11 protein-coding genes are annotated in these 7697 nt (G+C 44.2%); 5 read left to right on the forward strand and 6 right to left on the reverse strand.

All coding sequences use genetic code 11. The annotated features are described in order from the left end of the window. Positions 1–135 precede the first annotated feature (135 nt). The gene (locus ACCM36_RS10045; protein ID WP_370573624.1) at positions 136–678 is read left to right on the forward strand and encodes a peptide-methionine (S)-S-oxide reductase; all 543 of its coding nucleotides are present in this window, start codon (positions 136–138) and stop codon (positions 676–678) included. Here ACCM36_RS10045 and ACCM36_RS10050 read toward each other — a convergent pair. Beyond that, positions 660–1475: an ABC transporter ATP-binding protein gene (locus tag ACCM36_RS10050; protein ID WP_370573625.1), complete on the reverse strand. Its 816-nt coding sequence runs from the start codon at positions 1473–1475 to the stop codon at positions 660–662. The genes ACCM36_RS10045 and ACCM36_RS10050 overlap by 19 nt on opposite strands. A gap of 219 nt (positions 1476–1694) precedes the next feature. Between ACCM36_RS10050 and ACCM36_RS10055 the strand changes: the two genes are divergently transcribed. Both ACCM36_RS10055 and cbiQ read left to right on the forward strand, forming a co-directional pair. Further along, on the forward strand, positions 1695–2561 hold the full coding sequence (locus tag ACCM36_RS10055; RefSeq protein WP_370573626.1) for an energy-coupling factor ABC transporter ATP-binding protein: 867 nt from the start codon (positions 1695–1697) through the stop codon (positions 2559–2561). A gap of 14 nt (positions 2562–2575) precedes the next feature. Then, a complete protein-coding gene (gene cbiQ, locus ACCM36_RS10060; RefSeq protein WP_370573627.1) occupies positions 2576–3397 on the forward strand; it encodes a cobalt ECF transporter T component CbiQ in 822 nt (273 codons plus the stop codon). A gap of 95 nt (positions 3398–3492) precedes the next feature. On the opposite strand, the gene ACCM36_RS10065 is transcribed toward cbiQ, so the two are convergent. The 5 genes from ACCM36_RS10065 to ACCM36_RS10085 all read right to left on the reverse strand — a co-directional run bounded on the left by ACCM36_RS10065 (position 3493) and on the right by ACCM36_RS10085 (position 6959). Beyond that, positions 3493–3810 carry a PDGLE domain-containing protein gene (locus ACCM36_RS10065; protein WP_370573628.1) on the reverse strand — a complete coding sequence of 106 codons (318 nt, stop codon included), beginning with the start codon at positions 3808–3810 and terminating at the stop codon, positions 3493–3495. Then, complete coding sequence (cbiM, locus tag ACCM36_RS10070) at positions 3807–4457, reverse strand: cobalt transporter CbiM (protein ID WP_370573629.1); 651 nt, start codon at positions 4455–4457, stop codon at positions 3807–3809. The genes ACCM36_RS10065 and cbiM overlap by 4 nt, the downstream gene beginning before the upstream one ends. 268 nt (positions 4458–4725) lie before the next feature. Next, on the reverse strand, positions 4726–5238 hold the full coding sequence (locus tag ACCM36_RS10075) for a shikimate kinase (protein WP_370573630.1): 513 nt from the start codon (positions 5236–5238) through the stop codon (positions 4726–4728). A gap of 69 nt (positions 5239–5307) precedes the next feature. Continuing rightward, on the reverse strand, positions 5308–6669 hold the full coding sequence (locus ACCM36_RS10080) for a PFL family protein (protein ID WP_370573631.1): 1362 nt from the start codon (positions 6667–6669) through the stop codon (positions 5308–5310). A gap of 11 nt (positions 6670–6680) precedes the next feature. Continuing rightward, complete coding sequence (locus ACCM36_RS10085; RefSeq protein WP_370573632.1) at positions 6681–6959, reverse strand: ACT domain-containing protein; 279 nt, start codon at positions 6957–6959, stop codon at positions 6681–6683. A gap of 371 nt (positions 6960–7330) precedes the next feature. Between ACCM36_RS10085 and ACCM36_RS10090 the strand changes: the two genes are divergently transcribed. Both ACCM36_RS10090 and ACCM36_RS10095 read left to right on the forward strand, forming a co-directional pair. After that, positions 7331–7537 (forward strand): DUF5371 domain-containing protein, encoded by a 207-nt coding sequence (locus ACCM36_RS10090; protein WP_298683728.1) that lies wholly within the window; start codon positions 7331–7333, stop codon positions 7535–7537. Positions 7538–7566: 29 nt separating this feature from the next. Next, the coding region (locus tag ACCM36_RS10095; protein ID WP_370573633.1) for a type IV pilin at positions 7567–7697 on the forward strand (131 nt) is incomplete at its 3' end.

Here is a 7697-nt window from a genome sequence, read left to right on the forward strand (position 1 = left end):
AAAGGCATCTCAATCAATTAAAGAAAAAGATTATTATATTTAGTTGTATATAACTACTGATGAGTTCAATACTTTAGACCCTTCAGAGATGATTTACAAAACCTGAGAATCAATGATAAAACAGGGGAAGTAAAAATGAATAAACTGGAAAATATCCCCATAAATGAATATGAGATCGCAACCTTTGCCCTCGGAGCTTCCTGGAAAGTAGAAGCAGTATTTTGTAACAAAGCCAGAGGAATAATTACTACTGCCACAGGATACACAGGAGATGAGGTACAATACCCCCGACTTGAAAGAGGAGCGGAGAACAGAAATGACCTTGTACAGGCTGTGCAGGTGGTCTTTGACCCAAAAATAGTTCCTTATGAGAGATTATTGGAACTGTTCTGGGAGCTGCATGATCCTGCCTATGCATTGAAACCGGATGAAAAAAGTAAGCATTTCACGTCCATTATATATTGCCATTCGGAAAAACAAAAAGAAAAGGCAATCATTTCGCGAAGGAGATTTGAAAGGTCCGGGAAGTTAAGCGATCAAATAAACACACAAATATTACCTGCCACACATTTTTTCAAGGTGGAGAAGGAAATACCGCAAAATAACCACAATACGATGAGAAAAACAGGCATTAACAAAAGTTTTCCTAAAAAAGGACTTCAACACCAGACACGGTAATACCCATCTGTCCCCTGGACCTCTACTGGCAATCCGAATAACAGGGAAAGATTGGAGGAGGTCAGAATTTGCTCTTTTGGCCCATCCATGAAAATCCTGCCATCTCTGAACAGGATGACCCTTTCTATTTCCGGAATTATATCCTGAAGATTGTGTGTCACAAGAATTATACTTTTTCCGGCACCTGCGATCCTGCGCATTACTTCCCTGAACTTGTGAAGGCTATGCAGATCAAGACTGTTGGCAGGCTCATCCAGTACAAGAGCCAGAGGATCATGGACAAGTGCTCTTCCGATGAGAATTCTCCTTGCCTCACCTGTTGACATGTGAGAAATGGTTTTATGCCGAAGATGAGAGATTTCCAGAAGATCCATGACTGCCTGGACTATGCACTTCATCTCATATGTAACATGATGATTCTTATACACACCAATACTGCTAAAAAAACCCGAGAGCACTGCCTCATAGCCGCAAATATCCCGAGTATACTCCTGCTGCAGGTCACCTGAGACTATCCCCAGCAAACTTTGAAGATCGAACACATCCCACCTTTCTTCTCCCATGATACGACAGACAAGACCTGGAGAATTAACCAATGGCCTGTATTCTCTGGTAATGGCCTTGATGAGAGAAGATTTTCCAGAGCCGTTGGGGCCAATGATAGCGACGTTCTCACCTACATCTATTTGCAGGGAAATAGAATCAAGGATCTTTCTGCCATCACGAATAACGGTGATATTCCTGAAATCTATCAGAGGGTGTGGGCGTATGTTCGAATGAATTGATCTATCCTGCATGGTATCGCATATCTAAGGGAACACTGGTATAAAAACAATATCTGTTCATGGATTTCCGAATAGACATCGGTTATTGTTGCTTACCACCATATATAAATATGTGGCCTAGTATTGCATATCAAACACGCTGAAAGTAATAATAAGGCAGATATTTCTCACACGATGCCAGATATTTCTGGAATTCAGTACTAACACAAAACCAGTCACATGTGAGAAACATTGAAGCAAGGCAATATGAGGTCCACTACACCTATCATTGAACTGAGGAATCTTTCCTATTCTTATGGAAATAGCAACATAGAGGCACTCAGGGACATAAACCTGGAAATATATCCTGGAGAAAAAGTGGCATTTCTGGGGGCCAATGGTGCTGGAAAATCCACACTATTCAAACACTTGAACGGTATCCTTAAACCCAACTCCGGAGAGGTGCTTGTCCATGGAGAGCCCATATCGAAGAAAAACATAGTGAAAGTCCGCCAGACAGTAGGCATTGTCTTCCAAAATCCCGATGACCAGATCCTTGCACCTACTGTAGAGCAGGATGTGGCTTTTGGTCCTGTTAACATGGGCCTGTCAGAAAAAGAGGTTGCATCAAGGGTTAATGAAGCTTTAGGACTTGTGAATATGAGAGGACTGGAAGACAGGTCTCCGCACCACCTTAGCGGGGGGCAGAAAAAACGTGTTGCTATTGCCGGTATCCTGGCTATGAGACCAGAGGTCATAGTGCTGGATGAACCTACTGCCGGACTTGACCCAAGGAGTGCGGAAAACATAATGACTGTCATTGAGAAGATGAACAGCGACCTGGGAATAACAATAATACTGTCAACTCACGATGTTGACATGGTACCGCTTTTTGCTGACAGGGTCTTCCTGATGCACCATGGCAGAATAGAAGCACATGGGACAGCAAAAGAGATATTCAAACAACCAGGACTGCTGGAACATGTGCACCTGAGAATGCCCCGGATAGCAGGAGTTTTTGAATTGCTCAAAGCCGAAGGGCTGAATGTAGAAACAAAAGTTACACCTGCTGATGCCAGGGATGAGATACTGAGGCTCTTAAATGAACCCAGAGAATAAAAGAAGGCAGCTGCATGGAGATAACACTTACAGATATTGAGAAGGAAGCTTACAAGGATAGTCCGGTACATCGCCTTGATGGTCGGGTAAAGCTCCTTGCTATGATCCTGATAATAATATTCACTGTAAGCCTGCCCCGAGTCCACGAAGATAATCTGATGCGTTTGGCATTCGTAGAGTTATACCTTATCGCTCTAATGGCTTTAGCAAAGCTGAACCCTGTGTATGTGATGGTCCGCTTTCTTGCAGTGCTGCCATTCGGTCTTGGAATAATTGTGATCCAGCCTTTTGTAAGACAGCCGTTCTTTGGGTCCTTTACGGAATACCCTATTGATCTGCCACTGGGACTAACAGTGACATACGAAGGACTGGCCTTTGGCATAACACTGCTGGCAAAGTTCATCGTATGCATCAGTGCCATAATACTTCTGTCTTCTACCACGAAGATGCACGATATAGTTGGGGCTGCAAGACAACTGGGTATCCCAAAGGAGATCGCATTGCTGCTTACCATGATGGTCCGTTATTTGTTTCTGTTCTGGAGTGTGCTCAAACGTATTCGTACTGCTCAGAAGTGCCGTTTGTTCAATATATGGAACAAAAAGGTCCGCCACAGGTGGATCTTGGAACAGATAGGATATACAATCAGTTCAATTTTTGTAATGGCCTATGAACAGGGGGAACGAACATACGTAAGTATGCTGTGCAGAGGATACGGACAGAACGGGAACGTTCCAATGCGCAGCAAAGACCTGAAGACGTCAGATGTGCTTTTTTCCGTAACCACACTGACAATACTTGTTGCATCTTACCTTCTGTTTATAGATCTCAGTTGAAAAGATATCCCCCACGAAAACATAAATAAACAATGAAATTAGGCATTAAACGGGCCGGAACTGAAACAAAAAAGAGAAGAAAGAAATGATATAACTCACTTCTTTATCATTTTCCCTAAACCATAACTTATGCCAAGAACAAGCAGAGTGCCAACAACGATAGCAGCCACTTCACCTGATTTGCCCATTCCCTCTATACCATAATCGGGCATTGGAGAGGAGAACACAGATCCCGCTTCTTCCATCTCTGCCAGTTTTTCCTCGCTTACAACGCCTCCTGCGGCACTTTCCAGGCCATCCGGATCAGGAGATGCAAGGAAAGGAGCAAGTACAGCAAGTATAAGAGCTATGGCTATACCTGCATAGAGAAACTTCATATTGGATTTGCTGTTGACAGTTACATTCTTGCTCATGCTTTTACACCCCTTGCAAGTGATTTGTTCTCCAGCAGATCGGGCCTTGAGCTTGCAATTGCTGTAATTGCTACAGCTGTGATGAGACCTTCGCCTATAAGCCCTATGATAAAGTGGTAAGTACCCATGGCAATTAGTCCTGGCACCAGCGGGAAGGTACCAGCAAGATACATCTGAACAGCGCATACAAGAGCTGATGCGAGCAAACCAAACCATGCACCTGCGAAGGATGAGATCTGAAGGCTGAGCTTGGATTTCATGAGGGCGGAAAACGTATAGTAGCCTACGAATCCTGAAATAACTCCCATGTTAAGGATGTTGGCACCCATGGTAGTAATACCACCATCAGCAAACACGAAACCCTGTACGAGCAACACAAGAGTCAGCACAAGCACACCAGCCCAGGGGCTTGCGAATATGATTGCTACGAGTGTAGCTCCCACCATGTGACCACTTGTACCCATGCCTATGGGGATGTTCAGGGCCTGAATCGCAAATATGCCAGCCGCAAGGGCAGCAAGTATGGGAACTTTCGTGTCATCCATTTCTTTTCCCGCCCATTTGAGGGCCATGAAAATGAAAGGCAGCGCTATTATCCAATAGATAATGGCCTGCGAGAGAGGTACGAATGAATCGGGTATATGCATATTATTCCTCCAATAATATTAAAGTATGAAGATTGGACTATTTAGTAACACTTTTGATATAATATTTTGATATATATAGCTGATGGTGATAACTATTTTAAAAATAATAGCAACAAAAAACGTAAAATAAAAAGCATAACAGATATTAGCACTAATGCCAATACCCAATAAAATGCCTGAAAATAAAAAGGACATACGGGGTCCTTTTATGATTCAACCATACATCCGGCAATTTGAAGAAGAAAAGAAGGAAGAAGAGAACAAATGTTCACTTTTCCGGTACATAGCGGATGGCTTCCAATACTTTGCCGGCCACAGAGCTAACAGTATCTCTGTCGCCTATGTCAATACTCATGTCAGCATATTTTTGATAGAGAGGAAATCTCTCGGCTAAAAGTTTCTCGAGACTTCGGCCTTTTAAACCTACTATACCCCTGGAGTCCTGATTATTGATCTGCTGTTTGACCCTTGAAAGAGGGGTATGCAGGAATATAATAACAGACCTTTCTTTAAGGTGGTTCATTGCCTTTTCTGAGTACACTATGCTACCACCGGGAGATATGATCATGCCATCATCGATACTAAGACCAAGAACAATCTTCTCTTCCATAAGTACCAGAGCTTCATCGCCTTTAGTATCTATAATATCCTGAAGACTACACCCTGCCTTTTGCCGTATCAGCTGATCAATGTCCACAAAGTCATACTCAAGTACCCTGGCAACCTCCCTACCAATGGAACTTTTTCCTGAACCTGGCATCCCTATCAATGTGACGTTCATGCTGTATCCCCGATATAATCCAAGATTTAAACTGTATCCATTGTCATGAATTGTGCAGGAAGCTGGCGATCAGTTGTTCAGGGCCTGTATAGGGGCCGGTATCTTCCCACCTCTGGAAATGAACTTCTCCGAACTGAAACGGTTCACTGGCATTACAGGTGCCCTTCCCAGCAGGCCTCCAAACTCCACCTCATCCCCAACCTTTTTACCGGGTACAGGGATCAGACGTACGGCTGTGGTCTTACAGTTGATCATGCCTATTGCCATCTCGTCTGCGATAATAGCAGCTATTGTAGAGACGGGAGTATCACCTGGTACGGCCACCATGTCAAGACCTACGGAGCACACACTGGTCATGGCCTCAAGCTTTTCCAGGTTAAGGGAACCGTCCCGCACAGCCCGGATCATACCTGCATCCTCGCTGACAGGAATGAAGGCACCGCTCAGACCACCTACGGAGGATGATGCCATAGAACCGCCTTTTTTCACTGCATCATTAAGCATGGCAAGGGCTGCAGTGGTCCCGTGGGTACCGCATCTCTCAAGACCCATGGCTTCAAGTATTGCGGCCACGCTGTCACCAACAGCCGGAGTTGGGGCTAAGGACAGGTCCAATACGCCAAACTGCGCATTGAGCCTGGATGATACTTCGCGTCCTACCTTTTCACCCATACGTGTGATCTTGAAAGCTGTTTTCTTGATGGTCTCCGAGATTTCATTCAATGTGGGGTCCTTGAGAGCCCGAACAGCTGCATTCACTACCCCGGGACCGCTAACTCCTATATTTATTGCACAGTCAGCTTCACCTACACCGTGGAATGCTCCTGCCATGAAAGGATTGTCCTCGGGAGCATTGGCAAATACAACAAGCTTGGCACATCCGATGCCACCTCTGTCTGCTGTAAGGGCTGCAGTCTGTTTGATAATACTGCCCATGAGAGCCACAGCATCCATATTTATTCCGGCATTGGTGGTTGCTACGTTGACCGAGGAACAGACCTTTTCTGTGGTTGCAAGAGCCCGGGGGATGGAGTTGATGAGCCGCATATCACCGGGAGTGATGCCTTTGTGCACCAGGGCACTAAAACCTCCGATAAAATTCACACCGACCTTTGAGGCTGCTTTATCCATTGTCTGTGCTATGGAAACGTAATCGTCACATTTACAGGCTTCCGCCACAATGGCGATAGGAGTTACAGAGATCCTTTTGTTGACTATAGGCACACCGTAGAGGCGTGATATCTCATCTGTGACCTGTACAAGGTCCTTTGCATAAGTGGTTATCTTTTCGTAGATATTGGCGTTGAACGCATCGATGTCGGGGTGACTGCAATCACGCAGGTTGATGCCCATGGTGACCGTACGGATGTCCAGGCTCTCAGTAGTGACCATTTTGATGGTCTCGAGTATCTCTTCGGGATGAATGAGCATGATTTCACCCTTCAGATCCTGTGCATGCAGGTGAAGGCGTCTTCGTGCTGTACTTTGACCTCCACTCCAAACTTGCGGCCTTCATCTGTCATGCTGTTCTGGAATGCGGAGAGATCGAAATTCTCATCCGTAATTTCTGCCAGCATGATCATTGTAAAGAGGCCTTGCATGATGGTCTGGCTGATGTCCACTATGTTTACGTTATGTGTAGCCATTACTGCAGTAATGCCAGCCACTATACCTACTCTATCGATACCTATGACGGTAATAACAAAACGGCTTGAGCTCATGGTAATACACCTGCGGAACACAGGAAAATTAATAGGAGGTTCAACTACTGATTGGATTAAGTAGTTTGCGCAGACATGAATTAAAATGGGTTTGGATCTGAGATGTGAACTGTTCAGAGAACAAAATGCATTTAAAGAATAAAAATACACTAGAATCAGCCTGAAAGTGGAAATATGTTATTTGCAGGAACATTAAATTCCAGATATTATACTTATATACAAATAAACATATAAATATTGTATATCTTATATCCATGATGCCTTATGGCCCATGTCATAACACAAAGTTTTTATATTGCAGAATTTATGATAATAATGATGATGAAATCATGCAATTGCATGTATAACTAAAACTCAATCAGGAAGATATAATGGTGAAAATCGTACACGCTCAGACCGTGCTGACAGAAGAAGAACTTGAAGCTCTAAAGAAAAAGTGTAATGAGCCTTCTACAAAGGAGGCTCTTAGCATCGCTGTACAGCACTATCTCGAGTGTGAATACACGGACCTTGGAGATAAAATGTGGACGAAGAAATTAGAGAGGGTCGTCCAGAAGAAAAAATCTCAAAACATGTAAAATCCAATGAACAGGAGAGAAACACGCAAATGTGCAAAGCAAACCGATTCCTTAAGGAAGAGGACGCAGTATCACCGGTCATCGGTGTAATCCTGATGGTCGCCATTACTGTCATCCTTGCAGCAGTAATTGCTGCGTTCGTGTTCGGCATGGGACCACC

The sequence above is a fragment of the Methanomethylovorans sp. genome, assembly GCF_041305605.1.
In the GTDB taxonomy this organism is placed as follows: Archaea; Halobacteriota; Methanosarcinia; order Methanosarcinales; family Methanosarcinaceae; genus Methanomethylovorans.